The sequence below is a fragment of the Nonomuraea sp. NPDC049725 genome (genome assembly GCF_040674795.1).
GTDB classification, from domain to species: Bacteria; Actinomycetota; Actinomycetes; order Streptosporangiales; family Streptosporangiaceae; genus Nonomuraea; species Nonomuraea ceibae.
On the sequence record NZ_JBFANJ010000009.1, the window covers coordinates 371684 to 396956 of the forward strand.

At 73.0% G+C, this 25273-nt stretch carries 25 protein-coding genes; 14 read left to right on the forward strand and 11 right to left on the reverse strand.

The annotated features are described in order from the left end of the window. The first annotated feature begins 3 nt into the window (after positions 1-3). From AB0J53_RS25110 to AB0J53_RS25120, 3 genes are read left to right on the forward strand one after another with little or no spacing between them, the layout of a single operon-like run. Positions 4-1245 (forward strand): extracellular solute-binding protein, encoded by a 1242-nt coding sequence (locus AB0J53_RS25110; protein WP_357592823.1) that lies wholly within the window; start codon positions 4-6, stop codon positions 1243-1245. After that, positions 1242-2114, forward strand: a complete 873-nt coding sequence (locus tag AB0J53_RS25115; RefSeq protein WP_219510543.1) for a sugar ABC transporter permease — start codon at positions 1242-1244, stop codon at positions 2112-2114. Before AB0J53_RS25110 ends, AB0J53_RS25115 begins: the two co-directional genes overlap by 4 nt. Then, positions 2115-2927, forward strand: a complete 813-nt coding sequence (locus AB0J53_RS25120) for a carbohydrate ABC transporter permease (protein WP_219510542.1) — start codon at positions 2115-2117, stop codon at positions 2925-2927. Here the strand turns inward: AB0J53_RS25120 and AB0J53_RS25125 are convergent. Beyond that, positions 2898-3998: a winged helix DNA-binding domain-containing protein gene (locus AB0J53_RS25125; protein WP_364176344.1), complete on the reverse strand. Its 1101-nt coding sequence runs from the start codon at positions 3996-3998 to the stop codon at positions 2898-2900. The genes AB0J53_RS25120 and AB0J53_RS25125 overlap by 30 nt on opposite strands. 159 nt (positions 3999-4157) lie before the next feature. Here AB0J53_RS25125 and AB0J53_RS25130 point away from each other — a divergent pair, with 159 nt between their 5' ends. Further along, positions 4158-7619 (forward strand): BTAD domain-containing putative transcriptional regulator, encoded by a 3462-nt coding sequence (locus AB0J53_RS25130; protein WP_364176346.1) that lies wholly within the window; start codon positions 4158-4160, stop codon positions 7617-7619. 1 nt (position 7620) lies between these two features. Here the strand turns inward: AB0J53_RS25130 and AB0J53_RS25135 are convergent, their stop codons facing one another. Continuing rightward, positions 7621-8277 carry a hemerythrin domain-containing protein gene (locus tag AB0J53_RS25135; protein WP_364176349.1) on the reverse strand — a complete coding sequence of 219 codons (657 nt, stop codon included), beginning with the start codon at positions 8275-8277 and terminating at the stop codon, positions 7621-7623. 110 nt (positions 8278-8387) lie between these two features. Between AB0J53_RS25135 and AB0J53_RS25140 the strand changes: the two genes are divergently transcribed. Further along, positions 8388-9296: a hypothetical protein gene (locus AB0J53_RS25140; protein WP_364176352.1), complete on the forward strand. Its 909-nt coding sequence runs from the start codon at positions 8388-8390 to the stop codon at positions 9294-9296. Here the strand turns inward: AB0J53_RS25140 and AB0J53_RS25145 are convergent. The 3 genes from AB0J53_RS25145 to AB0J53_RS25155 all read right to left on the reverse strand — a co-directional run bounded on the left by AB0J53_RS25145 (position 9262) and on the right by AB0J53_RS25155 (position 12951). Then, positions 9262-11787, reverse strand: a complete 2526-nt coding sequence (locus tag AB0J53_RS25145) for a protein kinase (protein ID WP_364176355.1) — start codon at positions 11785-11787, stop codon at positions 9262-9264. The genes AB0J53_RS25140 and AB0J53_RS25145 overlap by 35 nt on opposite strands. 108 nt (positions 11788-11895) lie before the next feature. Further along, complete coding sequence (locus AB0J53_RS25150; RefSeq protein ID WP_364176358.1) at positions 11896-12450, reverse strand: GNAT family protein; 555 nt, start codon at positions 12448-12450, stop codon at positions 11896-11898. Positions 12451-12462: 12 nt separating this feature from the next. Continuing rightward, positions 12463-12951, reverse strand: coding sequence for a shikimate kinase (locus tag AB0J53_RS25155; protein ID WP_364176361.1), 489 nt, complete (start codon positions 12949-12951; stop codon positions 12463-12465). Positions 12952-13010: 59 nt separating this feature from the next. Between AB0J53_RS25155 and AB0J53_RS25160 the strand changes: the two genes are divergently transcribed. Then, positions 13011-13292: a hypothetical protein gene (locus AB0J53_RS25160; protein ID WP_219517986.1), complete on the forward strand. Its 282-nt coding sequence runs from the start codon at positions 13011-13013 to the stop codon at positions 13290-13292. A gap of 13 nt (positions 13293-13305) precedes the next feature. Then, on the forward strand, positions 13306-13689 hold the full coding sequence (locus AB0J53_RS25165; protein ID WP_219517985.1) for a ChaB family protein: 384 nt from the start codon (positions 13306-13308) through the stop codon (positions 13687-13689). 72 nt (positions 13690-13761) lie between these two features. On the opposite strand, the gene AB0J53_RS25170 is transcribed toward AB0J53_RS25165, so the two are convergent. The 3 genes from AB0J53_RS25170 to AB0J53_RS25180 are packed head-to-tail and all read right to left on the reverse strand — an operon-like array spanning position 13762 to position 16907. Next, entirely contained in the window at positions 13762-15588 is a 1827-nt protein-coding gene (locus tag AB0J53_RS25170; protein WP_364176365.1) for a transketolase, read from the reverse strand. Positions 15589-15633: 45 nt separating this feature from the next. After that, positions 15634-16641 (reverse strand): SDR family oxidoreductase, encoded by a 1008-nt coding sequence (locus tag AB0J53_RS25175; RefSeq protein WP_219517982.1) that lies wholly within the window; start codon positions 16639-16641, stop codon positions 15634-15636. A gap of 8 nt (positions 16642-16649) precedes the next feature. After that, complete coding sequence (locus AB0J53_RS25180; RefSeq protein WP_364176368.1) at positions 16650-16907, reverse strand: hypothetical protein; 258 nt, start codon at positions 16905-16907, stop codon at positions 16650-16652. A 55-nt stretch (positions 16908-16962) separates the two neighbouring features. Between AB0J53_RS25180 and AB0J53_RS25185 the strand changes: the two genes are divergently transcribed. From AB0J53_RS25185 to AB0J53_RS25195, 3 genes are read left to right on the forward strand one after another with little or no spacing between them, the layout of a single operon-like run. Continuing rightward, on the forward strand, positions 16963-17964 hold the full coding sequence (locus AB0J53_RS25185; RefSeq protein WP_364176371.1) for a DNA topoisomerase IB: 1002 nt from the start codon (positions 16963-16965) through the stop codon (positions 17962-17964). A 44-nt stretch (positions 17965-18008) separates the two neighbouring features. After that, positions 18009-18257, forward strand: a complete 249-nt coding sequence (locus AB0J53_RS25190) for a BON domain-containing protein (protein ID WP_219517977.1) — start codon at positions 18009-18011, stop codon at positions 18255-18257. Beyond that, positions 18250-18972: a metallophosphoesterase gene (locus tag AB0J53_RS25195; protein ID WP_219517975.1), complete on the forward strand. Its 723-nt coding sequence runs from the start codon at positions 18250-18252 to the stop codon at positions 18970-18972. The genes AB0J53_RS25190 and AB0J53_RS25195 overlap by 8 nt, the downstream gene beginning before the upstream one ends. A gap of 11 nt (positions 18973-18983) precedes the next feature. Here the strand turns inward: AB0J53_RS25195 and AB0J53_RS25200 are convergent, their stop codons facing one another. Beyond that, positions 18984-20708 (reverse strand): SpoIIE family protein phosphatase, encoded by a 1725-nt coding sequence (locus tag AB0J53_RS25200; protein WP_364176375.1) that lies wholly within the window; start codon positions 20706-20708, stop codon positions 18984-18986. A gap of 183 nt (positions 20709-20891) precedes the next feature. Then, positions 20892-21041, reverse strand: a complete 150-nt coding sequence (locus tag AB0J53_RS25205; RefSeq protein WP_020543887.1) for a GPGG-motif small membrane protein — start codon at positions 21039-21041, stop codon at positions 20892-20894. A gap of 70 nt (positions 21042-21111) precedes the next feature. On the opposite strand from AB0J53_RS25205, the gene AB0J53_RS25210 reads away from it, so the two are divergent. Then, positions 21112-22068 (forward strand): TIGR03557 family F420-dependent LLM class oxidoreductase, encoded by a 957-nt coding sequence (locus AB0J53_RS25210; protein ID WP_364176378.1) that lies wholly within the window; start codon positions 21112-21114, stop codon positions 22066-22068. On the opposite strand, the gene AB0J53_RS25215 is transcribed toward AB0J53_RS25210, so the two are convergent. Then, positions 22065-22550 carry a DUF1360 domain-containing protein gene (locus AB0J53_RS25215; protein ID WP_364176381.1) on the reverse strand — a complete coding sequence of 162 codons (486 nt, stop codon included), beginning with the start codon at positions 22548-22550 and terminating at the stop codon, positions 22065-22067. The genes AB0J53_RS25210 and AB0J53_RS25215 overlap by 4 nt on opposite strands. A gap of 68 nt (positions 22551-22618) precedes the next feature. On the opposite strand from AB0J53_RS25215, the gene AB0J53_RS25220 reads away from it, so the two are divergent. The 3 genes from AB0J53_RS25220 (at position 22619) to AB0J53_RS25230 (ending at position 25153) form a co-directional block, all read left to right on the forward strand. Beyond that, positions 22619-23215: a nucleotidyltransferase gene (locus AB0J53_RS25220; protein WP_364176384.1), complete on the forward strand. Its 597-nt coding sequence runs from the start codon at positions 22619-22621 to the stop codon at positions 23213-23215. A gap of 49 nt (positions 23216-23264) precedes the next feature. Continuing rightward, the gene (locus AB0J53_RS25225) at positions 23265-24080 is read left to right on the forward strand and encodes an SAM-dependent methyltransferase (RefSeq protein WP_364176387.1); all 816 of its coding nucleotides are present in this window, start codon (positions 23265-23267) and stop codon (positions 24078-24080) included. Positions 24081-24271: 191 nt separating this feature from the next. Next, a complete protein-coding gene (locus tag AB0J53_RS25230; protein ID WP_364176390.1) occupies positions 24272-25153 on the forward strand; it encodes an EamA family transporter in 882 nt (293 codons plus the stop codon). Positions 25154-25273 lie beyond the last annotated feature (120 nt).

Genomic DNA, 25273 nt, shown 5'->3' on the forward strand with positions numbered 1-25273 from the left:
ATAGTGAGGTTTCTTTACTGTGCTGCCGCCCTCGTGGTGCTGACGGCCTGCGCGCCGTCCACGGCGCCGGCGACCGGCGGCGGCGACGAGAAGACCGGAACCCTGCGCGTGTGGCTGTTCGACGAGCCGAACCGCGCCCCCAAGGACAAGGTCGTCCAGGAGGCGGTCAAGGAGTTCACCGCCGCCCATGACGGCGTCCAGGTCGAGATCACCTACATCCCCACCACGCCCGCCCGGCACGAGAAGTTCAAGGGCGCCTTCAACGACCCCGCCAGCGCGCCCGACGTGGCCGAGTACGGCAACACCGACCTGGCCGAGTACGCCGCCGCCGGCGGCTTCACCGACCTGACCGCCGACCTGCAGGGCCAGGACATGACCGCCGAGCTGCTCCAGTCGGCGTCGGTCGACGGCAAGCAGTACGGGCTGCCGTGGTTCATCGGCATCCGCTCCCTCTACTACCGCACCGACGTCTTCAGCGAGCTCGGCCTCCAGCCGCCCACCTCCATCGAGGAGCTCACGGCCGCCGCCCGCACCATCCGCAAGAAGAAGCCCGACCTGTACGGCATCGCGGTCGGCGGTGAGTACACCTTCGGCGCCCTCCCGTTCGTGTGGGCCGCGGGCGGCGACATCACCAGCCTCGACGGCCCCGAAGCGCGCAAGGGCGTCAAGGCGTACACCGACCTGCTGTCCGACGACGTCTGCCCGCCGCAGGCGTGCGCCTCGCTCACCGGCGGCAAGACCGTCGAGCTGTTCGCCAGCGGCAAGGCCGCGATGGGCATCCTCGGCAACTTCAACCGCTCGGCCGTCGACGCGGGCGCCGCCGCCGGCAAGTACGCGGTCGTGCCGCTGCCCGGCTTCGACAAGGGCTCGCTCGCGCCCGCGTTCGCCGGCGGCAACAACCTCGGCGTGCTCAAGAACGCCAAGCACCGCTCGCTGGCCGTCGACTTCGTCAAGCTGCTGGGCGGCAAGGCGTACCAGGTCAAGATGTACGAGGCGATGGGCAACCTGCCGACGCTGACCTCGGCCCGTACCGAGGTGGCGGGCAAGGAGCCGTTCCTCAAGCCGTTCCTGGACACGGTCGCGGCGGGGACGAAGTTCGTGCCCATCGACCCGGCCTGGGTGAAGATCGACAACGGCAAGGTCATCCCGACGATGCTGCAGAAGGTCGCGACAGGCCAGTCCAGCGTGGACGAGGCGACCACCGAGGCCGCCACCGCGGTCAAGGCAGCGTTCGGCCGCTCGTGAGGCGCGCACGGCCCTGGCTCTACCTGCTGCCCGCCGCGGCGGTGCTCGTCCCGCTGTTCGGCTACCCCGTCTACATGCTGGGGCTGCTGTCGGTGTTCGACTACCGCCAGGCCCAGGTCAGCGGCGGGCAGCCGACCACGTTCGTCGGGGCCGGGAACTACGCGGACGTGCTTGGCGACCCCCGGTTCTGGCAGGTGCTGCTGCAGACCGTGGGGTTCGCCGCGGCGCTCGTCGTCGCCACGCTGGCAGTGGGCGCGGCGCTCGCCGTGCTGCTCACCCGCGTCTCGCCGATCCCCCGGGCGGCGCTGTCGCTGGCGGCGCTCGGGGCGTGGGCGGCCCCGGCGATGACCGGGTCCACGGTGTGGATGTTCCTGTTCGACGCCGACCTCGGGCTGGTCAACCAGACGCTCGGCATCGAAGGGTTCAACTGGTTCTACGACAAGTGGGTGACGTTCGGCGTCGTCGGCGCCACCGTCGTGTGGCACTCCTTCCCGCTGGTCATGCTGACCCTCTACGCGGGCATCCAGGCCATCCCCGGCTCGGTGCTGGAGGCGGCCTCGCTCGACGGGGCCTCGGCGTGGCACGCGTTCTGGCGGGTGATGGTGCCGATGCTGCGGCCCCTCATCACCATCGTGGTCATCCAGTCGATCATCTGGGACTTCAAGATCTTCACCCAGATCTACGTGATGACGAACGGCGGCGGCATCGCCGGGCAGAACTCGGTGCTCAACGTCTACGCCTACCAGACCGCCTTCGGGTCGTCGGAGTACGGGCTCGGCTCGGCGATCGGCGTGATCATGACGCTGATCCTGCTGGTGATCACCCTGTTCTACATCCGCGCGCTCTATCGCACGGGGGAGAGGCTGTAGATGCGACACGTGGCCAACACCGTGGCGCTGGTCGTGGCGTTCCTGACGGCGTTCCCGCTCTACTGGATGGTCGTCTCGGCGCTCAAGCCCGCCGGGGAGATCCAGTCGCTCGACGTCAAGCCGTGGACGCTCAACCCGACCCTCGAGCACTTCACCCGGGTGATCACCGGGGAGGGGTTCGGCCGCTACTTCGTCAACAGCGCCATCGTCGCGCTCTCGGTCGTCGTGCTGTCGGCGCTCGTGGCGTTCCTGGCGGCCGTGGCCGTGACCCGGTTCCACTTCCGGTTCCGGACCACCGTGCTGATCATGTTCCTGATCGCCCAGATGGTGCCCGTCGAGGCGCTGACGATCCCGCTGTTCTTCGTCGTGCGGGACCTGGGGCTGCTCAACACGCTGGGCTCGCTGGTGCTGGTGCACCTGGCGTTCTCGCTGCCGTTCGCGATCTGGATGATGCGCGGGTTCGTCGCCGCCGTGCCGGAGGCGCTGGAGGAGGCGGCGATGATCGACGGGGCCGGGCGCGCCACGATCCTGTGGCGGGTGCTGTTCCCGCTGGTCGCGCCCGGGCTGGTGGCGACCAGCGTGTTCTCCTTCATCACCGCCTGGAACGACTTCATCTTCGCCAGGACGTTCATCATCTCGGCCAAGGACAGCCAGACCCTGCCCGCCGCGCTGCTCGTCTTCTTCAAGCCGGACGAGAACGACTGGGGCGGGATCATGGCGGCCTCGACGCTGATGACGATCCCGGTGCTGATCTTCTTCGTGGGGGTGCAGCGGAAGCTGGTGTCAGGACTTGGAGGGGCCATCAAAGACTGAAATTTCATGCTTGTCGCCGGGGGCCAGGAACTCCAGCAGCCGCAAGCCCTCCTCGGCCACCGCGTCCAGGTCCTTGATCGGCGTCCACTGGTGGACACCCAGCGTGGACACCTTCCCGGCCCTGGTCACCGTCCAGTCCCCGGCGGTGACGCCGTCGACCAGGATGACCCGGGGCATCACGTTCGTGCCCATGAAACCGCCCAGCGCGGCGAACCCCGCCTCCGTGATGACCCGGGACCGGTCGGCATGCGACAGGAACAGGTTGTCGAAGTCGTACATCAACCGCACCGGCGCCGGAACCTCCGGCGACGGGCGTTCGGCGTCCGGCAGGTCGTACAGGGTCCGGCCCTGCTCGTCACGGAACCGTACGAGATCCATCGACTCCACCACCTCGCCCAGCCGCGTCAGGCCCGACCACGTCTGCGCGTCCATCACCGTCGCCGGGCCGAACGCCCGCAGATAGCGCCTGACCAGCTCGGCGGGCGTCATCGCCGGCGCCTCGAAGCCGAGCCACGACTCCGCGCTCGTGTGCGCGATCGGGCCGCTCCTGCCCCACAGGCCGCGCGGCGGCACCTGCACCAGCGGCACCAGCCAGCGCACCACCTGGCCCAGCGCGTGCGGATCCTCACCCGGCCACCGCTCCGCCAGCGCCCTGCCCAGCGCCGCGAACGTCATCGGCTCCGCCTCCACCAGCTCCCGCCCGTACGCGGCCAGCTCGGCCAGGTCCACGTCGCCGAGCTTCCTGACGAACGTCGTCCTGGTCATCCGCTCGGTCACCACCTGGAGCAGCGGCCGCATCGCCAGGCAGTCGCGGGCCGTCACCAGGTGGATCGTCGAACGCTGCAACGCCAGCCGGACCAGCGCGCGCGACTCCAGCAACGCCGACGCCTCCGCCGCCCGGAACCCCTCGATCCGGTTCCACAGGCCGGTGTACCAGGTGTGCGGCGTCTGCGCCTGCAAGCCGCCCACCCGCTCCACGACGTCCGTCACCGGCAGCTCGGCGCGGGACAGGAGAAGCTGGCGGTCGAGGGTGGCCCGGTTGAGCGCCCTGCTGGTGAGGAGAGGGTTCATGCGCACCACGGTAGGGGCTATCGCGGCAGGTCCCGTGCCGCGATAGCCCCAGCGGAACCGGCGGGAGACGCCGGGCTGTGGTCTGCCCTCCCCAACGGGAGTATGCGCCCGAACCCGCCCGGCTTCCAGGCTCCCCGGCAACCTGGAAAAGTAGGACCAGTGCTGACATTCCAGGTCCTGGGACCGCTCGCCGCCCGCCTCGGCGGCGAGCCGGTCGCGCTGGGCAGGCCCCGGCAGCGCTCGGTGCTCGGCCGCCTGCTCGCGGCGGGCGGCCAGGTGGTGCCGGTCGAACGGCTCATCGACGACCTCTACGCCGAGGAGGCGCCGCCCAAGGCGCTCGCCGCCGTCCAGTCGTACGTGTCCAACCTGCGCCGGGCCCTCGAACCCGGCCGCCCGCCCCGCTCCCCCGCCCAGGTGCTCGTCACCCAGCCCCCCGGCTACGCGCTGCGGCTCCCCGCCGAAGCGGTCGACGCCTGGCGGTTCGAAGCCCTCGTCGCCGACCCGGAGGCCGGACCCGAACCGCTCGCCGAGGCGCTCGCCCTGTGGCACGGGCCCGCCTACCAGGAATTCGCCGGCTCCCACTGGGCCGACGCGGAAGCCGCCCGGCTGGAGGAGCTGCGGCTGACCGCCAGGGAACGGCACGCCGGCGCCGTCATCCGGCTCGGCGGGGCGGCCCGCGTCATCCCCGACCTGGAACGGCTGGCCGGCGAACACCCGCTGCGCGAAGGCGCCTGGGCGCTGCTGGCCCGGGCCCTCTACCGGTGCGGCCGCCAGGGCGACGCCCTCGGCGCGATCCGCCGCGCCCGCGCCGTCCTGGCCGACGAACTCGGCGTCGACCCCGGGCCCGAACTGCGGCGCCTCGAACAGGACATCCTCGCCCAAGCCCCCCACCTCAGCGACCCCGCCCCGCCTCCCGCCCGGCCCTCCGCCCCCACGGCCCCCGCCGGCCCGTACATAGGCCGCCACGCCGAACTCACCACCGTCCTCACCCTCACCACCCACCCGAGCTACCCGCCCACCCCAGGGACCCCGCCGGTCCCCGATGCTGCGGGATTCCCGGCCACCCCGGAGGTTCCGCCCGCTCCGGGCGGCGCTCCGGGGGCTCCGGCCGGACCGGTCGCTCCGGGGCCTTCGGGGGGCCCGGCCGCGTCGGCGGTTCCGGGCGGCGCTTCGGCTGCCCCGGGGGTTTCGTCCGCTCCGGGGGTTCCGGCTGCCCCGGGGGGTGTGGGGGCGGGCGGGTTTCCCGGGGGTGGGGAGGCTCGGGGTGGGGTGGTGTTGGTGAGCGGGGAGCCGGGGGTGGGGAAGACGGCGTTCATGGAGCAGGTGCGCGCGAGGCTGGCGGGCGCCGGGTGGGTGGCGGCGTGGGGGCGGTGCCCGGAGCACGAGGGGGCGCCCGCCGGGTGGGCGTGGGCGGAGCTGCTGCGCGAGCTGGCCGCCCGCTTCCCGCCCGCCGACGCCGCGCCGCTGGCGCCGCTGCTGCTCGACGCGCCGGTGCGGGGCGACGTGGCCACGGCGAGGTTCCGGTTGCGCCGGGCGGTGAGCGCGTTCGTGTCGGGCGTGGGGGAGCCGCTGCTGCTCGTCCTGGACGACCTGCACCGGGCCGACGCCGAGACCCTGGCGATCCTCGTACACGTGGTGGAGGAGACCGCCGGGCTGCCGGTGCTGGTGGTCGGCTCGTACCGGCACACCGAGCCCAGCGAGCCGCTGGCGGACGCGCTGGCGGCGCTGGCCGCGCACGGGCCCGCCAGGATCGAGCTCGGCGGCCTGGCCGCCGGTGAGGTGGCCGAGCTGATCCGCGCCACCACGGGCCGCCCGGCCCCGCCCGGCACGGTGGCGGAGATCGCCGAGCGGACCGGCGGGAACCCGTTCTTCGTCCGCGAGACCGCGCGCCTGCTCGACGCCGAGGGCCCGGCGGCGATCCCGGCGGGGGTGCGGGAGGTGCTGCGCCGCCGCGTCGCCCGGCTGCCCGCGCAGGCGGCGACGATCCTGCGGCACGGCGCGGTCATCGGCCGGGAGAGCGACGTGGACGTGCTGGCCGCCGTCAGCGGCGCGGACGAGGAGAGCGTGCTCGACGCCGTCGAGGCCGGGCTGGTCACGGGCCTGCTGACCGAGCCGCGGGCGGGCCGCCTGCGGTTCGCGCACGCGCTCATCCGCGACACGCTGTACGACGACCTGTCCCGGATCAGGCGGGCCAGGATGCACCAGCGGGTGGCGCGGGCCATCGAGGAGCACGACCCGGGCGACGTGGCCGCGCTCGCCCACCACTACACGGCGGGCGGCGCGGACCCGGCCAAGGCCGTGCGCTACTCCCGGCTGGCCGCCGAGCAGGCCGGACGCCGCTTCGCGCACCAGGAGGCGGCCGCGCTGTGGCAGCAGGCGCTGGACGCCTTCACCGGCGACCCCCGCGAACGCCTGGAGCTCACGCTCGGCCTCGTCTCGTCGCTGGCCAACTCCGGCAGGCTCGTCGCCGCCCGCGCGCACCGCGAGCGGGCCGTCCGCGACGCGCTCCCGCTCGGCGACCCGGCCCTGCTCGCCCGGGTGATCGTCTCGTTCGACGTGCCGACGTTCTGGAGCAACCGCGAGTACGGCGGCCTCGACACCGCGCTCATCGACGCCGTGGAGGCGGCGCTGGCCACGCTGCCGCCGGGCGACAGCCGCACCCGCTGCCGGCTGCTCACCACGCTGGGCTTCGAGCTCGAAGGCGAGCCGACCGAGCGCGGCTACCTGGCCTCCCGCGAGGCCGTCGCGATGGCCCGCCGCCTGGGCGACCGCCCGCTGCTGGTGCTCGCGCTCAACGGCCGCTTCCACCAGTCGTTCCGCTACGACGGCCTGGCCGAGCGCAAGGCGATCGGGACCGAACTGCTCACCCTGTCCGGCTCGGACGTGACCGTCGAGGCGCTGGCCCGGCTCATGCTCATGCAGGCGGCCACGGGCGAGGCCGACTTCGCCGCCGCCGACGCGCACGCCTCGGCCGCCCGCGACCTCGCCACCCGGTACGACCTGCCGCTGACCCTGGTCGTCACCGGCTTCTACGACGGGCTCCGCGCGGTGCTGGCCGGTGACGACGCGGAGGCCGAGGCCCGCTACCGCGCCGCCGCCGAGCTGGCCGGGCGGCTCGGCATGTGGCAGCACGAGACCGGGCTGCTCGCGCTCGGCCTGTACGGGATGCGGCTGCTGCGCGGCGACCTGACGCCGCTGCTGCCACGGCTGGAGCCGCTCGCCGCCTACGAGCCGTGGCGGGACCAGACGGCCGAGCTGTACGCGCTGGCGCTCTGCCATGCCGGGCGGGCCGCCGAGGCGCGGGCGCTGGTGCCCGTCCCGGCCGGGCCGCTGCGGCGTGACTACTTCTGGCACCTGCTCACCGCCGTGCGCGGCCTGCTCGGGGTGGCGCTGGACGACCGGGCGCGGGCGGCCTGCGCGTACGAGGAGCTGCTGCCGTACGCCGGGCAGCCGGTCGGCGGCACCGGCTACCTGGCCGTCTGGCCCACCGCCCAGGTGCTCGGCGACCTCGCCGCCTACCTGGGACGCCCTGCCGAGCCCCATTACCGGCAGGCCCTGGAGGTGGCGGAACGGGCCGGCGTCGCGGCCTGGCGCGAGGCGGCCCGCGCGGCGCTCGCCTGACTCAGCCGAACGTCCGCATCTCGCGGCGCGCGTACCGGCGCCTGAGCGCGGGGACGAGCAGGCGCAGCGGCGGGCTCGCCGCCGTGAGCAGCCGCGCGCCCTCCTCCGGCGTGGCGTACCGCAGCAGCCACGGCGCCGTGAACATCAGCTGACGCGGCGTGGCCCGCTTGCCGACCTGCTTCTCCACCCACGCGTACGCCTCGTACGGGACGAACCGGAAGATGATCGGGAACAGCTCCGACTCCTCCTCCGCGATGTGGTCGTCGAGCAGCTCCAGCAGCTCGGTCAGGGCGTGTCCCAGCGCCGCGAGGTCCCGGTCCAGCGCCGCCTGGCACCGGTCCAGGACCGGGCCGAGCGCCTGGTGGTCGTCGGTGTACGGGGACAGGTCCACGGCATGGCCCGCGGTGCGCTCGATGACCGGCCACAGCAGGTCGTCCTCGTTCGCGTGATGGTGGTCGACCTCGGTCAGGAGCGCCGCCGTGTAGGCGCGTACCGGGCCGTCCCGCCCTCCCTGCGCGCAGGCCGCGACGAGGCGGCGCAGGTCGGCGAGCATGGCGCGGTGGATGACGTACATCGAGGTGAGGTCGGGCTCGCGCTCGTCCGGCCGGCGGGGCGCGACCGCCGGGATCTTCACGGTGCTCAGCTTCACGGTGCTCATGCCGGAAGCATGCGCGCCGCCTCTTGCCGCCCTCTGGTCGCCGGCTTGCCGCCCAATCGGTTATCTCCCGTCGATCCGTTATCAATATTCACAAGCCACACTGCCGTCACATGAGTCATCAAACGGTGCTGCCCACCGAGGAGCGCACCGGAGCGGAGCCGGTGGACCGGGGCAGCGTGCTGGACCTGTTCGACAAGCTCGGCACCGTCGTCGTGCCCGTGGCGGTCGGGCTGTACGCGCTGCTGTACATGGGCTTCGAGAGCGTCTACGACACCTTCGGCATCACCCCAGAACAGGCCGGCCTCGACCAGGCGGGCATCCTGGGCCGCCTCGTCACCACGCTCGTCGTGCTGTTTTTGGCGCTGCTGCCGCTCGCCGGGCTGGTGGTGGGCGTCGCGTGGCTGTTCGACCGGGTGACGCGCGGGGCGGCGGGCCGGGCCATCGCCTGGGCCCGGGAGAAGCCCTGGCTGGCCGCCGCCGTGGCCGCGCTGCTGTCGGGCTGCGCCTACTGGGGGCTGCTCAGCGGCCTGGAGGTCACCGGCACGCCGGTGCTGGTCACCGTCGTGGCCGTCGCCCTCCTCGGCTTCCTCGTCCCGTACCGGCTGCTGCGCGCCCGGCCCGCCGGACGGGCCGGGATGCGCGTGCTGACCAGCGCGTTCGTCGGCATCGGGCTGGGGTTCGTGCTCGTCGGCTGGATGACCGACGGCGCCGAGGACATCCACGCCAACGGCAACGGCAACCTCGTGCTCCAGCTCGCCGGGTTCCCCAACCAGTGGGCCGCCGTACGCGACGGCGACGGCAAGCCGGTCTCCCGCGAACGGTGGCTCGTCCTCGGACAGGACGCCGGGTCGTACGTGTTCTACGACTGCGGCCGGATGACCACGGTGCGGCGGCCCGTCGAGGGCACCATCCTCACGGACGTGGAGCTCGACCCGGACTTCACCGCAGGCGGCACCAGGCCGGCCCGCCGCTGCGGGCACGCGCTCAGCACACCTGCCGGTAGCCGGTCTCCGGGATGAGCCTGCGCCACTCGGCCTCGCTCAGCCCGCCGGCCTTGGCGCACACCTCCCGCACCGCGTCGGCCCGCGCCTCGCCGGTCTCCTGGACGTCGAGCGAGATCACGGTGCCGGGGCCGCTCAGGTAGTGCAGGGCGCGGCCGTCGGCCGAGAACGTGTAGGAGTGGCCGGGTGACTGCAGGGCGACCGACTTCAGCAGCCGCCCGTCGCCGACCCGCCACAGCCGCACGGCGTCGCCGCTCGCCACGGCCAGCAACCGGCCGTCGGGGCTGAACACGGGCGGCCCGGCGGGCTCCCCGGACGCGGCTTCGGCGGGAGCGGTGTCCTCGGATGCGGCTTCGGCGGGAGCGGGGGGCTCGGAGGTGGGGGCGTCGGAGGTGGGGGTCAGCGTCCGGGTGGTGGACGCGCCGATCAGGAACGTCTTCGCGCCCGCGACCGCCAGCAGGCGGCCGTCCGGGCTGAACGCCAGCGGCGCCGCGCCCTCCTCGGGGGCGACGCGGATCGCCCGCGTCAGCGCGCGCCTCGGCACGTCCCACAGCTCCACCCGGCCGTCCGGCCTCGAAACGGCCGCCCGGCGGCCGTCGGGCGAGAGCGCCACCCGGCCGCCCGCCACCTCCAGCAGCCGCTCGCCGCCCGAGAAGAGCTCCGTCCGGCCGCCCACGCTGACCAGGAACGCGGCATCCGTCTGCGCCCCCGTCGCCACCGCCACCGGGGTGCCGCCCGCCGTCTCGGCGTAGCGGCCGTCGTCGCTCACGCCCGTCGTGGCCGGGGGCAGCGGGTGGGTCGCCAGGCGGCGGCCGGTCGGGACGTCCCACGCGGTGACCGCGTCACCCTCCCACCGCACCAGGCTGTCGCCGCTCAGCCGGTAACGCGCCCCCCGGGTGGGCACCGGGTCGGTGAACACGCCCAGCTCCTCCTGCGACAGCGACGCCTGCAACGCCGCCCGCGCCTCGCGCACCGGCGCCAGCCGCCACGCCGCGACGCTGAGCCGCATCGCCGTCTGCGGGTCCTCGGTGCGCAGCGCCTCCGCCCTGGCGGCCACCAGGCGCGCGTTGTCCCGGCTGACCTGCTCGGGCCGCTCCTTGACGGTCACCACGGCCACGCCCAGCAGCGCCACGGCCGCCGCCAGCGCCGCCACCCCGCTCCGCCGGCGCCACCGGGCCCCGGGGCCGTGGGAGCGTCTGGGCGGACGGAACCGCCGCACCCGGCCTCCGGCATTGGGCGCGGGCCCCGAACGCCGAGCGCCCGCAGAAGGGGCCGCCGGCGGCTGCTCACGACGGTCACCCCCAGAGGACCGCCCACGTAGGCCGCCCGTGGGGGAGGCCGCGTGAGGCAGGTCGCCCGCAGGGGAACCCGTGAGAGGGAGCTCGTCCGCAGGGGCGGTCGCCGGAGGGTGGACGGTCGCGGGGGTGTCCTCGGGAGCGGGGTGGTCGGGGGCAGGGTGGCCGGTGTCGGGGTGGAGGGCGGTCCAGGTGCGGAGGCGGGGCCAGGCGCGGTAGAGGGCGGCGCTGGCGGGGACGATGCCGTGGCCGCCGATCGCCACCAGGGTGCCCGCGGGCGTCTCCACCGGGGGGACGCGCAGGCTGGGCCGGACCAGCAGCCCGGCCTCCTCCAGGCGGGCCAGGGTGCCGTGCTCGTCGTGGGCCGGGCCGCCTTCGAGCAGCGTCAGCAGCAGCCCCGGCAGCTCGGCGCGCTGCGGGCCGGTCAGCGTGGCGTACACCTGCTCGGCCACCTCGCCGAGCGGCGGCGGGCCGGTGAGTCCGGGGGCCGGGACGACGGCGGGGCCGCCGGGCGGCGGGCCGGGCAGGTCGGCGGCGGGCGGGCGGGCGGCGGGGTCCTTGGCGAGGGCGCGGCCGACGAGGGGCCGCAGCGTGCCGGGCAGCACGGTCAGGTCGGGGTCGGCGGACAGCAGCCGGTGCATGACCTCGCCCAGGCTGGCGCCGCTGAAGGGGTCGCGCCCGGTGGCCGCGTAGAGGACGAGGGCGCCCCAGGCGAACACGTCGCCCTGCGGCCCGGCGGGCTCGCCGGTGAAGACCTCGGGCGCCATGTAGGTGCGGGTGCCGGCGACGGCGCCGGGCCCGCCGATGCCGACGACCTTGGGGCCGTCGGCGCTCAGCAGCACTTTCTCGGGCCGTAAGTCCTGGTGGGCGACGCCCGCCTCGTGCAGGGCGGCCAGCGCGGCGGCGACCGCGGACGCGAGCGTGAGGAGCTCGCCGCCGGAGTAGGGGCCGTGGCGTTCGACGGCCTCGCGCAGGGAGGGCCCGTCGGCGAAGGCGGTGACCAGGTAGGCGGGCGCGGCGTCGGGCCGGACCTCGACCACCTCGGCCAGGCACGGGTGGGCGACCGGCCGGATCGGCGGGAGCGCGCCGCGCGGCACCAGGACCGCGAACCTGCGCCCCTCGTCGTCGTAGGCGTCGTAGACGACGCCGCGCCGGGACGCGCTGAGCCTGCCTGCCGGCCAGTAGCCGCCAAGCCTGTCGGGGTCACCGGGCACCGAGCGCATCATCGAAGGCTTAGATGCGCGACCGCGGCGTTTGGTTGCGCCTGGTGCCAGGACACCACAGGCTCCCCGCGCGCCTCGGGGAGCCCGTGGTCATGATCATTATTGCAGGCTCCGGGATCCTGCCAGCCATTCCGGCCGCAGTACGGACATGATGACCGAGTCGTGCCAGGCGCCGTCCCAGTGGAGCGCGTCGCGCAGCACGCCTTCCTCCACGAACCCGGCCTTCTTGTACACGTGCCTGGCCCGCTCGTTGAAGGTGTGCACCCACAGGCTGACGCGGTGCAGCGGCGTCCTGGTGAACGCGTGGCCGAGCACCAGCTCGATCGCCTCGGTGCCGTAGCCCTTGCCGAACACCCGCGAGCCGAGCAGCGCGATCCGCAGGTTGCACGACCGGTTGGCCGGGTCGAGCTCGTTGAGCACCACCTCGCCCACGTAGCTGTCACCGGCCATGATGGCCAGGTCGAGGCGGTCGTCGTGGTCGCCCCGGGTGGCGCACCAGCGGCGGGCGGCCTCCAGGTCGATCTCCCCGTGCGAGCCGGTGAGCCGCCGCACCTCGGCGTCGGACACCAGCTCGAACAGGCCCTCGGCGTGTTCGGGGCCGACCGGCCGCAGCGTCACGCGGGAGCCCACCAGCACAGGTTTGTCAGAGAACATCGCCCATGGCTATCAGCCCTGTTCGGCGGGGGGCAAGCCGATATCGCGGCGGACCGCCGCCAGCACCTCCTCCGGCCGCAACGCCCCCACGTCGTACTTCAGGTCCGTCACCTCGGTGAAGAAGCGCTCGCGCCTGGCCCGCATCGCCGCGGGGGAGAAGTCGGGCCGGTGGTCGCCGGAGCGCATCCGCTGCGTCAGCACCTCGTCGTCGGCGTCGAGCCAGATGACCAGGGCATCGCGCAGCGCGGCCCGCACCTCGGGGCTCTCCAGCGTGCTCGCCGCCGCGGCGATCACCTTGGGCCCGTCGGCGAGCTCGTGCAGCACGTGCTCGGCCTCGTGCCGGTGCAGCACGTCGGCGCCGTCACGCGCGGCGATCTGGGCCGCGCTGAGCCCGTAACGCTCTTGCAGGAACGGATCACTGTCGCTGAAGGGCAGCCCGAGGGACTCCGCGAGGAGCCGGCCAGCGGTCGTCTTACCGCTGCCCATCAGCCCGATCACCACGATTGGTTTGTTTTTCCACATATGGATAGAGGTTCTCTCGTGCCAAGGAGGTAAAGCAAATGACCATCGCCGGAAGCATCATCCTCATCATGCTCGGTGCGATCCTCACCTGGGCCGTCGAATTCGACCTCGCCGGTCTCGACATCAACATCGTCGGCGTCATCATCATGCTGGGTGGGCTGGTCGGGCTGGGTTTCGGCATCTACCGGATCAGCGTGACCCGCAGGGCCGTGGGCCCGATCGAACAGCCTGTCCACAGGCACGAGATCTACGAGGAGCCCGAGGCACGCAGGACCACGGTGTACGAGGAGCGTCGGCACCATGACGAGCCGCCGCTGTAGGAGGTGAAGCCACATGCCAGCCAGTCAGGAACTGCCGCAGACCATCCGCCGTTCGCCCAAGAAGGCGCAGGACACGTGGATGAAGGCGCACGACTCGGCCGTCGAGGAGTACGGCGAGGGCCGGCGCGCCCACATGACGGCCTTCGCGGCGCTGAAGCACTCCTTCGAGAAGGTCGGCGACCACTGGGAGCCGAAGGCGAAGAAGGGGCCTTCCGACAAGGGGGCCACGGACCGGTCCGGCCGCACGGCCGAGGGCGTCGACGCCAACGCCAGCAAGGATCACCTGCAGGGGGTGGCGTCGAGGCTGGGGATCAAGGGCCGGTCGAAGATGAAGAAGACCGAGCTGGTGGACGCCATCAAGAAGGCCAACCGGCGCGCCACGGCCAAGTCCCGCTGACCGCGGGAAGAAGACCTCCACCCGGAGCCCGGGTGGAGGTCTTCTCGCGTGTGCCTCAGACTCGCGTGTGCCTCAGATGAGCCGTTTGACCGCCGCGACGATGGCGTCCCGGTCGATGCGGGCGTCGGCGAGCTGTTCCTGCGGGGTCGCCGAGCCGGGCAGGCCGTGGACGGCGAGTTTGACGACGCGCGGGCCGAGCTCGCTGACCGCGTCCAGGACGGCGTCGCCGAGCCCGCCCTCGGGCCGGTGGTCCTCGACGGTGATCAGGTTGCCGGTCGTGGTGGCCGCCTCGACCAGAGCGGCGGCGTCGACGGGCTTGACCGAGTACATGTCGATCACGCCCACGTGGATGCCCTCGCCGGCCAGCGTTTCGTGCGCGGCCAGGGCCTCGTGCACGGTGATGCCCGCCGCCACGATCGTGGCCCGGTCGGCGGGGGAGTGGCGCAGCACGCGGGAGCCGCCCACGTGGAACCGCTCGCCGGGCGGGTAGACGACCGGCGTGTCCCCCCGCGTGGTGCGCAGGTAGGCGACGCCGAACAGGTCCGCCATCTCGGCCGTCAGTGCCGCCGTCTGGTTGGCGTCGCACGGGTAGAGCACGGTGCTGCCGTAGACGGCGCGCATCATGGCCAGGTCCTCCAGCCCCATCTGCGACGGCCCGTCCTCGCCGATCGACACGCCCGCGTGCGAGCCGACCAGCCGGATCGACGACTGGGACACCCCGGCCATCCGGATGAAGTCGTGGGCGCGGGTCAGGAAGGCGGCGAAGGTGGCCGCGTACGGGATCCAGCCCCGGATGCGCAGGCCCTCGGCGGCGGCGACGAGCTGCTGCTCGGCGATGTACATCTCGAAGAACCGCTCGGGGAACCGCTGGGCGAACGCCTCGGCCTTGGTCGAGTCGGCCACCTCGCCGTCGAGCGCGACCACGTCGCCGCGCGCCGCGCCGAGCGCCGCCAGCGCCTCGCCGTACGCCGTCCTGGTGGCGACTCGCGCGCCGAGCTCGTACTCGGGCAGCCGCAGCTCGCCGTCGGGGAAGCGGTACGGGTCGCCCCCGTTGTCCGGCTTGCGCACCTCGACGCGCAGGTCACGCCGGCCGCCCAGCTCCTCGACCGCCAGGTCCGGCTCCTTGAGCGCCTTGCCGTGCGCGCCCTCGCGGTTCTCGACCTCCAGGACGCCCTCGCCCTTGCGCGTCTTGGCCAGGATCACGGTGGGCCGCCTGCGCGTGCTGCGGGCGTCGCCGAGCGCGTAGTCGATCTGCCCGGGATCGTGCCCGTCCACCTCGACGGTGTGCCAGCCGAACGCGCCGAACCGCCGCGCGTACGCGCCCAGGTCCCAGCCGTGCCGGGTGGGGCCGCGCTGGCCGAGCCGGTTCACGTCCACGACGAGCGTGAGGTTCGACAGGCCCTCGCTGCCGGCGTGCTCGGCGGCCTCCCACACCGAGCCCTCGGCGAGCTCGCTGTCGCCGCAGAGCACCCACACCTGGTACGGCATGCGTTCCAGCCGCCCGGCCAGGGCCACGCCCACGCCCACGGGCAGCCCCTGGCCGAGGGAGCCGGTGGCCACCTCGACCCAGGGCAGGCGCGGCGTCGGGTGGCCCTCCAGGCGGCTGCCGCGCTTCCTGAACGACAGCAACTCCTCGTCGCTGATCGCCCCGGCGGCCTTGTACAGCGAGTAGAGCAGCGGTGACGCGTGCCCCTTGGAGAAGATCAGATGGTCGTTGGCCGGGTTGGCGGGATCGGCGAAGTCGTAGCGCAGATGGCCGGCGAACAGCACGGCCATCAGGTCGGCCGCGGACATCGACGACGTGGGGTGGCCGGATCCGGCCGCGGCGGCGGCGCGCACGGAGTCGACCCGCAACTGCGCCGCCAGCTCCCCGAGGAACTGAAGATCTAGGTCGGCCATCAGGCCACCTCCTGGTCGGCTTGGACGGCAGGGCTCGCGAGCGGGTCAGCGCAGCACGCGGCGGAGCAGGACGGCCCCGGCCGCCGCGCCCGCCAGCGCCGTCACGGCCCCGCGGTGGCGGGAGAGCCAGAGCTGCGGGCTGCGGCCGTGGCTCTTGCTGTCGAAGCTGCCGTGCGCGCCGTAGTCGGCCGTCTCGTCGGCGGGCTCCCACAGGTTGGCCACGCCGCTGGGCGGCTTCTCGCCGGTCTGCTGGGAGTCCACGCCGGTCCTGCCCAGGTAGCGATCCACGAGCGCGGGGGCGATCCGCTGGGCCAGCAGCGTGGCCACGGTCATGGAGCCCACCCAGTACTCCTTGCGCTCGGGATGCGCGGCGGCGTGCACGATGCCCCGGGCCGCGACCTCCGGCTGGTAGATCGGGGGAACGGGCTGGGGGTGGCGGCGCAGCTTCGACAGCACCCAGTCGAACTGCGGCGTGTTGACGGCCGGCAGCTGCACCATGGTGATGTGGATGCCGCTCCGCTCGGCCAGCAGTTCGGTGCGGACCGATTCGGTGAAGCCCTTGATGGCGTGCTTGGCGCCGCAGTAGGCCGACTGCAGGGGGATGCCGCGGTAGGAGAGCGCCGAGCCCGCCTGCACGATCGCGCCGCGCCCGCGCGGCCTCATCAGGTCCAGGGCGACCCTGGTGCCCCAGACGTAGCCCAGGTACGTGACGGCGGTGGTGCGCTCGAACTCGGCGGGTTCGATGTCGGTGAACGGGGCGAACACCGAGGAGAAGGCGACGTTGATCCACACGTCGATGGGACCCAGGTCGGCCTCGGCCTGCTCGGCCGCCTGCCGTACCTGGTCGTAGTCGGCGACGTCGGCCTCGTACACCTGCCCGACGCCGCCGGCGGCGCCGACGTCCACGGCGGCGGCGCCGAGCCCGGTCGTGCCCCGGGCGATCAGCGCCACCTTGGCGCCCTGGCGGCCGAGCTCGCGCACGACCGCGCGGCCGACGCCGCCGCTGGCGCCGGTGACGACGACGACCTTGTCCTGGAGGGGATGTGCTGACATGGGGGAGTTCAGCCCGCCTCTCCTGTGTCGCGGTTCTTCTGACGGCGCACGGCCATGACGATGTCGATCACGACCACCACGGCGGCCACGACGGCGAACCCGGTGATGACGGGCGCGCGGGCGATGACGCCGAGCACGGCGAAGGCGAACAGGAACACCAGGAGGAACGAGCCCACCCGGATGTGCACCACGTCGCGCGGCGTGGCGGGGACCATGGCGTGGCCGCGGCCGTCCCTGGTCTCTTGCCAATTCCGGTCTTCAGTCATGGGGGCCACCTGCCCGTGCCGTTTGCCGCCTAACGTCGTGGGTAGCCGGGCCGGCGTGCCGGAGCTGCATCCCAGTGACCAGAACGAGCCGGGCATCGTGCGGCGCCGCCGCGGGCGCGGCTTCAGCTATCACGGGCCGGACGGAGAGCCGGTGCGCGACCCGGCGACGCTGGAGCGCATCAAGGCGCTCGTCATCCCCCCGGCCTGGACCGACGTGTGGATCTGCGCCTCCGGGCACGGCCATCTGCAGGCGGCCGGAACCGACGCCGCGGGCCGACGGCAGTACCTCTACCACGAGGAGTGGCGGCGGCAGCAGGACGAGGCCAAGTTCGACCGGGTGCTGGAGCTGGCCGAGCGGCTGCCGGCGTTCAGGAAGACCGTGGACGACCAGCTCGCCGGGCGCGGTCTGACCCGGCAGCGGGTGCTGGCCGCCGCCGCGCGGCTGCTGGACGTGGGCTTCTTCCGCGTGGGCGGCGAGAGCTACGACACCTACGGCCTGGCCACGCTCAGGATGGAGCACGTCACCTGCTCCGGCAACACCGTGACCTGCTGCTACCCGGCCAAGGGCGACATCCCGCGCGAGGTGGAGGTGGCCGACGCGGGCGCCTGCCGGGTCATCAGGTCGCTCAAGGCGCTGCGCGCCGACGGCGAGCTGCTGCGCTACCGGCGCGACGACGGCGGCTGGGCCGACGTGCGCAGCGAGGACATCAACGCCTACCTGCGCGACACCATCGGCGACTTCACCGCCAAGGACTTCCGCACCTGGCACGCCACGGTCCTGGCCGCCGTCGGCCTCGCGGTGTCCAAGGAGGCGGACTCGGCCACGGCCAGGAAGCGCGCGATCACCCGGGTCATGCGGGAGGTCTCGGAGTATCTGGGCAACACCCCGACGGTCGCCCGCTCCTCGTACGTGGATCCGCGCGTGATCGAGGCGTACGAGCGCGGCCGGACGATCGCGGGCGCGCTGACCGAGCTGGGGGCGGACGTCGACCACGGCATGCTCGCCACGCACGGGACCGTGGAGCGCGCGGTCATCGACCTTCTCGTTGCTGTTTGAGCTGTTCGTCCAGGGGCATGCGGCGTCAGAGTAAGGAGGAAGCCATGGAAGCTCCGCAGTACGTCGCGGCCCGCGTCCAGGAGGCGATGGCACAGGACGGTCGTACGCACGAGCTCGGCATCCACGTCGACGTGCGCGGCGACCAGCTGTTCCTGCGCGGCCAGGTGAGCGGCGCCGAACAGCGCGACAGGCTCGCCGAGGTGGCCAGGGAGGCCGCCCCCGACCTGCACGTGCACAACGAGATCAACGTCGTCGAGGTGACCGAGCCCGGGGAGGTAGAGCATCTTGACTGAATTGCGCATAGCAGCCGTAGGAGACATCCACCTGGGCGAGGACGTCCGGGGCCAGTACCGCAAGCGCCTGGAAGGCATCGAGGAACGCGCCGACGTGCTCATGGTCGCCGGTGACCTGACGCGGCACGGCACGCTGGAGGAAGGCAGGCTGGTGGCCGACGAGCTGCGCGACCTGCCGGTGCCCGTCGTCGCCGTGCTCGGCAACCACGACTACCACTCCGATCTCCAGCACGAGATCACGAGCGAGCTGCGTGACGCCGGGATCATCGTGCTCGACGATGACGGCGCGGTCCTCGACTGCGGCCCGGTCCGGCTCGGCGTGGTCGGCGGCAAGGGCTTCGGCGGCGGGTTCGCCGGCAAGTGCGCCAGCGAGTTCGGCGAGCGGGAGATCAAGGACTTCGTGGCGCACACCCGCTACATCGCCGAGGCGTGGCAGCGTGCCCTCAAGGACATCCAGGCCGACCGGCGCGTGGTGCTGTCGCACTACTCGCCCGTCAAGGAGACGCTGGAGGGCGAGCCGCACGAGATCTACCCCTTCCTCGGCAGCTACCTGCTGGCCGAGGCCGTCGACACGGCCGGGGCCGACCTCATCCTGCACGGCCATGCGCACAAGGGCAGCGAGAAGGGCATGACGCCGGGCGGCATCCGCGTCCGCAACGTGGCCCTGCCGGTGCTGGGCCGGGCGTACGCGGTCTACTGCCTCAACGGCTTCTGAGGGGCGGCTCCTCAGAGGACGCGCACGGCCATCAGGCAGATGTCGTCGTCCGAGCCGCCGCCCAGCCGTCCCAGCAGGCAGTCGATCACCTCTTCCGGGTCGTCGCCGACGCAGAAGTGCGCCGCCTGGACCAGCGCCTCCATCCCGGCGTCCAGGTCCCGGCCGCGCCGCTCCACCATGCCGTCGGTGTAGAGCACCAGCAGGTCGCCCGGCTCCAGCGGGGTGACGCACATGCTGTACTCGACCGGGCCGAACGCCCCCAGCATGGTGCCCGTCGCCGCCTCGACCAGCCGCGCCCGGCCGTTCCTGACGAGGATCGGGCCGGGATGCCCGGCGCTGGTCCACGAGAACGTGTGGTCCGACGGGTCGAAGTGGCCGATGATCGCCGTGCCGGTCGCCGTGACGCCCTCGTTGGAGTGCAGGATCAGGTCGTTCAGCCAGGTGGCGAGCTGCCCGGCGGGCGCCGCCGTGTAGGCGAGCCCGGCCAGGCCGGAGCGCATCTGCAGCATCAGGCTCGCCGCCGTCAGCCCGTGGCCCATCGCGTCGCCGATCGCCAGCAGCGTGCGGCCGTCGGGCAGCACCCGCGACTTGAACCAGTCGCCGCCGAGCCGCGCCAGCTCCTCCGCCGGCAGATACCGTACGCCGACCGCGAGCCCCGGCGTGTGCACGAGGCCGCGGCGCAGCGGCATGATCGTGTCCTGCAGCCGCACGGTGAGGTCGTGTTCCTCCTCGGCCCGCCGCCGCTGCCGGGTGGCCTGCTCGTGCGCCACCGCCAGCGCCCGCTCCCTGCGGCGGGTGCGCGTCACGTCCTGGGCCAGCCACCGGACCTTCACCGGCACGCCGTCGCCGTCGAGGATCGGCTCGCTGAACACGCTCAGGTGCCGCACCCCGTAGCGGTGCTGGACGCGGAAGGACGTCTCGACCGCCTCGCGGTACTCCAGCAGCGAGCGCATCATGTCGTCCACCAGCGGCAGGTCCTCCGGCACCACCATGCTGGAGACGTCCTCCAGCGTCAGCGGGGGATCGTCCCGGTTGCGGCCGAACATCTCGTACAGGCCGGACGTCCACAGGACGTTCTCGGTGGCCAGGTTCCACTCGCCCCAGCCCAGCTCGGCCAGCCGCTGGGCGCGTTCCCAGCCGGTGACCAGCAGTTCCTCGGCGTCCAGCGTCCGCCAGGTGACCAGCAGCCCTTCGTCGACCCGGGCGGCGCGCACGCTCAGCGTCGCCGGCCACACCCGGCGCTCCACGACCTCCACGAACTCCAGCGGCACCCGCTGCACGGGCTCGCCGCTCTCGTACGCGCGGATGTAGTCGTCGAGCAGGCCCGAGCTGGCCACCCCCGGGCTGGCCGTGAGCAGGCGCCGCCCGGTGAGCTGGTCCTCGGTGAGTCCGGCGGGCGTCGTGGCGTGCCGGTTCGCGGCGACGATGCGGAAGTCGACCACGCGCCCGGCCTCGTCGCAGACCGGCGTGATGTAGATGGCGGAGGCGTGCACCGCCTCCAGCATGCCGCGCACCCACCCCGGCACCTCGGCGGCGACGACCTCGGGCTCCGGCGGGTGCTCGACCCCCAGGGCGACGTCGACCAGGGAGAGCCCGCTCTGCTTGGCCATCCTGGCCAGCCGTTCGGCGGCCTCGGCCGGGCGGATGTTCAGGCCGGTCGCCAGCCGGGCGGTGGCCTCGTCGATGACGGCCCCGTTGCGCAGATGACGGCGCAGCCTGGCGAGCTGCTCACGCACTCTCGCCGAGGCTGCGCCGGTCTCGTAACGGCTGAACGACGGCAAATCACTCACCCAACGCCCATGCCCTTACGTGTGGCACTGAGTGAGGCGTTGGGCGATATTTAAGCAAAAACTGTTCATTAGTTCCGCTGGGCCGGTCTCGGAGTTCGGCCCAGCGGATGGGACTGACCGCTGACCTGCCTAAACATTGAAGATACTGACCCCGCCAGGTCCGACGAGGAAACCGAGAACGATAAGGACGATCCCCCACAGGAGATCGCGACGGGCCAGGATCACATAGATCCCGGCGATGACGAGGATTACCGCGATGATCCAGAGCAAAGTAGCCATGAGCCAGCAACTGCCCCGCTGATTCGACACTTAACATGTTTTCCGTTCCGGCGGCGGGAAGGGTAGCCGCATGACGACATACGGCTACTTCCTGTCCTGCGAGGAGCACGGCCCCCGCGAGCTGGTCCGGCAGGCCAAGGCCGCCGAACGCGCCGGGTTCGAGGCACTGTGGATCTCCGACCACTTCCACCCCTGGCTCGACGAGCAGGGACAGGCCCCGTTCGTCTGGACGGTCATCGGCGCGATCGCGGAGGCCACCACGCTGCCCATCACCACGGCCGTGACCTGCCCGCTCGTGCGCACCCACCCCGTCATCGTGGCCCAGGCGACCGCCACCACGGCCGCGCTCACCGGCGGCCGGTTCCGGCTCGGCGTGGGCACCGGGGAGGCGCTGAACGAGCACGTCATCGAGTCCCGCTGGCCGCCCGCCGCCGAACGGCTGGAGATGCTGGAGGAGGCCGTCGGCCTCATGCGGGAGCTGTTCACCGGCAAGCTCGTCACCCACCGGGGCCGCCACTACCAGGTGGACACCGCCCGGCTCTACACGCTGCCCGACGAGCCCGCGCCCATCTACATGTCGGGCTTCGGGGACAAGTCCATCGAACTGGCCGGCCGGATCGCCGACGGCTACGTCTCCACCGGCCCCAGCGCCGAATCGGTGGAGAAGTTCCGCCAGGCGGGCGGTGCCGGAAAGCCCACCCTCGGCGGGCTCAAGGCGTGCTACGCCGCCGACGAGGCGAGCGCGCGCAAGACCGTCCACCGCCTGTGGCCCACCCAGGGCATCAAGGGCGAGGCGTCCCAGATCCTGCCGCTGCCCCGGCACTTCGAGCAGCTCGCCGCCTCCGTCACCGAGGACGAGGCGGTCGCCGGCACCCCGTGCGGCCCCGACCCCGAGGTCCACGCCCGCGCCCTGCGCGAGTACGTGGACGCCGGCTTCGACGAGGTCTACGTCAGCCAGATCGGCCCCGAGCAGGACGCCTTCTTCGACTTCTACCAGCGCCAGGTGCTGCCGCTGGTCAGAGGCTAGGACGCCGACTTCATCAGCTTCGCGTAGGCCAGCTGCAGCCAGTCCGACGCGGCCACCGCCGTCATCGCCGCCCCCGCCAGCCGCGTCACCCGCGGCGCGAACACCAGGCCGATGGCGTAACCGGTGGCCGCCCACTGCGCGATGCAGAACGGGCAGCTCAGCAGCTCGCCCACCGTGTTGCGCGGCTCCTCCTTGAGCTCCGACGGGCCGCTCACGCCCTCGTACCGGGTGAACGGCGCCCGCAGCGGGCTCGTCACCGGGTCCTTGGCCAGCAGCCGCGCCACCTTGTGCGTGCACGCCGCCATCAGCCCCAGGTCCATGAGCCCGACCCGGTCCGGCGCCCGCCGCCCGGTCAGCGCCGCCGCGGCCACCGCCGCGCCGACCAGCACCCCGTACGTGCCCATGATCCTCACGTACGTGCCGAGCGGGCGATCATGCTCGCCCTGGTACTCCTGCTCGGTCCTTTCCAGGAATTGCGTCATGGGGCCTCGCGCTACCCCGAACGCCCGTGATCACGCCTATTCGGCGATCGTGAGGGTAGCCCGCACACATGAGCAGCCACGGCCACGAAGTCACCGACGCCATCCTCGACACGCTGAAGCGAGCCAGCTCCGCGTTGAAGGACGCCGGGGTGCGGTTCGCGCTGGCCGGCGGCTGCGCGGCCTACGCCAGGGGAGCCGCGCCGTCGCTGCACGACGTGGACTTCGTGCTCGCCGAGCACGACGTGCCCGCCGCGCTGGAGGCGCTGCGCTCGGCCGGCTTCGAGACGGCCAAGCCCCCCGAGGACTGGCTCGTCAAGGCGTACGACGAGGGCCGGCTGGTGGACCTGATCTTCAGGGTGTCGGACCAGGAGGTCACCCCGGCGCTGCTCGCCCGCGCCGAGCCGATGAAGGCGTCGGCCGTCATCGTGCCCGTGCTGGAGGCCACCGACCTGGTGATCTCCTGGCTGCTGCCGCTCTCCGAGCACGCCTGCGACTACGGGGCGCTGCTGCCCCAGGTGCGGGCGCTGCGCGAGCAGGTCGACTGGGACCGGGTGGCGGCGGTCGTGGCGGACTCGCCGTACGCCTCGACGTTCCTCACCCTGCTCGAACGGCTCAACGTGCTCGACGCCCCCGTCACCCCCGCCGGCGACCCCACCTGGCCGTAGACCCGGACAATGGGTACGATCCGCGTCAACCTCTCGAAGGGGGGCGCAGGTGACCATCCAATCCGGCCACGAGTGGATACCGCCCGGCGTCGACGCGGAGCGGCCCAGTGTCGCCCGGGTGCACGACGCCCTGCTCGGCGGCACCGAGAACTTCGCCTCCGACAGGGCCGTGGCCCGCCGCCTCAAGGACGCCGTGCCCGAGGTCGTCGACCTGGTCTGGTGCAACCGCGCCTTCATCGGCCGCGTCGTCGACTACCTCGTCCGCCAGGCCGGGGTCCGCCAGTTCGTCGACCTCGGCGCCGGGCTGCCCACCGTCGAGAACACCCACGAGGTCGCCCAGTTCGCCGACAGCTCCGCCCGCGTCGTCTACGTCGACCTCGACCCGATGGTCGAACCGCACGCCCGAGCCATCCTGGCCCGCAACGACCACGCCACCGCCATCACCGCCGACGTCCGCGACATCCCCGCCGTCCTCGGCCACCCCGAACTGCGCCGCCTCATCGACTTCCACCAGCCCGTCGCCGTCCTCGCCATCGGGCTCCTCCACCTCATCCCCGACCAGGACGACCCGCACGCGCTCATCCGGCGCTACATGGCGACGCTGCCCTCCGGCAGCCACCTGGCCGCCTCCAACTTCATGTCCGGCCCCAACCCCAAGGCCCAGGCGCTGGAGACGATGCTCCAGGTCACCATGGGCACCGGCCACTTCCGCGACCGCGAAAGCATCACCCGCTTCTTCGCCGGCCTCGACCTCGTCGAACCCGGCGTCGTCCACTTCCCCCAATGGCACCCCGACGACCGGCTCCCCGGCCCGCTCGCCCCCTGGGAGGAGATCCTGCTGGGCGGCGTCGCCCGCAAGCCCTGACCGCGGTTAAGGGGATGAGCCCGGGGCCCGTGCCCGGCTAGGGTGGTGGCATGCCGCGACGCCTCATCTGTTCGCCGCCGCCCGCCCGCTAGCGGGCGGCCTTCCCTGAATCTCCGGGTCTGACAGATCCGGTGGTGGTTGCTGCCCGCATCCGGGCCCAATCCACCACTCCTCATCGGAGCACCTCTGTCATGACCCAGCTCACCACCCGGCGTGCCACGCTGTACGTCGCCACCGCCGCCGCGGCCTGGGGCACCGGCGGCGCCGCCGGAGCCCTCCTGTTCGCCGGCGGCGGGCTCGACGCCCTGGACGTGTCCTTCTGGCGCTACCTCCTCGGGGCGATCTTCCTGCTGCCGCTCGCCCGCGGCCTCCGCCTCGACGGCCGCGTCGCCGTCGTCGGCGCCGGCATGGCCGTCTACCAGACCGCCTACTTCGGCGCCATCGCGCACTCGGGCGTCGCGATCGCCACGGTCGTCACGATGGGCGCCACGCCGGTCTTCACCGCCCTCGGCGGCCGGCTCCTGCTCGGCGAACGCCTCGGCCGCGCCGGCCTCGCCGCCCTCCTGACCGCCCTGACGGGCCTCGTCCTCCTCACCACGACCCCCCACCTCGACCCGGCCACCCCCACCGGGACGCTCGCCACGCCGGCCGGGGAGGGGACGCCGGCCGGGGTGGGGCTCGGGTTGCTGTCGGCCGCCGGGTATGCCGGGGTGACGCTGTACTCGCGGCGGCACCGGGACGACTCCCAGGGGATGGCCGTGGGCGGGTTCGTCGTGGGAGCGGTGTGCCTGGCGCCGTTCGCGCTGGCCGGCGGGGTGGTCCCGGTGGGCGGGTGGCAGAGCGTGGCGCTGCTCGCCTATCTGGGGGCGGTGCCGACGGCGCTGGCGTACCTGCTGTTCTTCCGCGCGCTGACGGCGCTGCGGGCGACGACGGTGTCGATCGTGTCGCTGGGGGAAGCGGCGGGGGCGGCCGTGCTGGGCGTGCTGGTGTTCGGGGAGCGGCTGTCGCCGTCGGCCTGGGCGGGGTGCGTACTGCTGCTGGTGGCGGCGGTGGCGAGGGCACGGGAGGAGTGAGCGTGAGGCAGGGTCGCCGTATGGGTTAGGGTCCGTACGGCGACGCCTGTCGTGTCGTCGCTCCGCTCCCAGGCCGCCGGTACGGGCCGGTACGGGGGAACGGTGGCGGCGGAGCGTGCG

What these genes read in the sequence shown, in the direction of transcription:
- AB0J53_RS25165 (WP_219517985.1), top strand. Translation starts at nt 13,306, where the DNA reads ATGCCAGCCAGTCAGGAACTGCCGCAGACCATCCGCCGTTCGCCCAAG.
- AB0J53_RS25125 (WP_364176344.1), bottom strand. Translation starts at nt 3,998, where the DNA reads ATGAACCCTCTCCTCACCAGCAGGGCGCTCAACCGGGCCACCCTCGAC.
- AB0J53_RS25180 (WP_364176368.1), bottom strand. Translation starts at nt 16,907, where the DNA reads ATGACTGAAGACCGGAATTGGCAAGAGACCAGGGACGGCCGCGGCCAC.
- AB0J53_RS25220 (WP_364176384.1), top strand. Translation starts at nt 22,619, where the DNA reads ATGAGCAGCCACGGCCACGAAGTCACCGACGCCATCCTCGACACGCTG.
- AB0J53_RS25170 (WP_364176365.1), bottom strand. Translation starts at nt 15,588, where the DNA reads ATGGCCGACCTAGATCTTCAGTTCCTCGGGGAGCTGGCGGCGCAGTTG.
- AB0J53_RS25140 (WP_364176352.1), top strand. Translation starts at nt 8,388, where the DNA reads ATGAGTCATCAAACGGTGCTGCCCACCGAGGAGCGCACCGGAGCGGAG.
- AB0J53_RS25135 (WP_364176349.1), bottom strand. Translation starts at nt 8,277, where the DNA reads ATGAGCACCGTGAAGCTGAGCACCGTGAAGATCCCGGCGGTCGCGCCC.
- AB0J53_RS25210 (WP_364176378.1), top strand. Translation starts at nt 21,112, where the DNA reads ATGACGACATACGGCTACTTCCTGTCCTGCGAGGAGCACGGCCCCCGC.
- AB0J53_RS25190 (WP_219517977.1), top strand. Translation starts at nt 18,009, where the DNA reads ATGGAAGCTCCGCAGTACGTCGCGGCCCGCGTCCAGGAGGCGATGGCA.
- AB0J53_RS25175 (WP_219517982.1), bottom strand. Translation starts at nt 16,641, where the DNA reads ATGTCAGCACATCCCCTCCAGGACAAGGTCGTCGTCGTCACCGGCGCC.
- AB0J53_RS25205 (WP_020543887.1), bottom strand. Translation starts at nt 21,041, where the DNA reads ATGGCTACTTTGCTCTGGATCATCGCGGTAATCCTCGTCATCGCCGGG.
- AB0J53_RS25230 (WP_364176390.1), top strand. Translation starts at nt 24,272, where the DNA reads ATGACCCAGCTCACCACCCGGCGTGCCACGCTGTACGTCGCCACCGCC.
- AB0J53_RS25215 (WP_364176381.1), bottom strand. Translation starts at nt 22,550, where the DNA reads ATGACGCAATTCCTGGAAAGGACCGAGCAGGAGTACCAGGGCGAGCAT.
- AB0J53_RS25120 (WP_219510542.1), top strand. Translation starts at nt 2,115, where the DNA reads ATGCGACACGTGGCCAACACCGTGGCGCTGGTCGTGGCGTTCCTGACG.
- AB0J53_RS25150 (WP_364176358.1), bottom strand. Translation starts at nt 12,450, where the DNA reads ATGTTCTCTGACAAACCTGTGCTGGTGGGCTCCCGCGTGACGCTGCGG.
- AB0J53_RS25160 (WP_219517986.1), top strand. Translation starts at nt 13,011, where the DNA reads ATGACCATCGCCGGAAGCATCATCCTCATCATGCTCGGTGCGATCCTC.